The organism is Vibrio sp. 2132-1 (genome assembly GCF_033344315.1).
Map to the genome: position 1 here is coordinate 1 of NZ_JAWPON010000804.1, position 530 is coordinate 530.

Annotated in this window: 1 protein-coding gene; it reads right to left on the reverse strand. The window is 47.9% G+C overall.

Annotated features, from left to right (window positions below; genetic code table 11):
- On the reverse strand, positions 1–530 hold a 530-nt coding region (locus tag R8N47_RS28100), incomplete at both ends, for a carbohydrate-binding protein (protein WP_412034502.1).

Consider the following 530-nt stretch of genomic DNA (forward strand, 5'->3'; position numbering starts at 1 on the left):
TGATGGAGCCCAATCTTGTTGCGCTGTATGGCTTGTTACTGCTTGATATACCGTACCGAGGTGTAGAACGTAGTCGCCGGCGCTGTAGTTGTTACCAACTTGCCAGTTCGGTGTGTAGTTATCCATGGTATCGAAGACATAACCAGCCTGTTTGGCTAGCTGGATAAACTTCGCGAGCTTCGGCAGGTTTTGAGTTGCACCCATGCCACGTTTACCGTCTTCAAACAGGAATTCGTGAGTTAGCACAATAACTTTATCAGCATGCAAAGGTGTACCACATGGGAACTCTTGTGCTTTGGAGTTGATAGGGTTAATTGTCGTAGGCGCACAAGTATTTAGCGCGGAATCGACATACCCAAGGAATGGTTCAGCTTCTGTAAGGCTGTTTGCTGGCATCGCAATGCCCCAGTTTTCAGGGGCCCAATCCACATCCCAACCGTGAGTTTGATAGCCGTTATTCGCTAGGATATTTTGAACCGCGATGGCTGCTTTTACACTGTTGGATGGGTTTGCCGTATCACATGAATAGC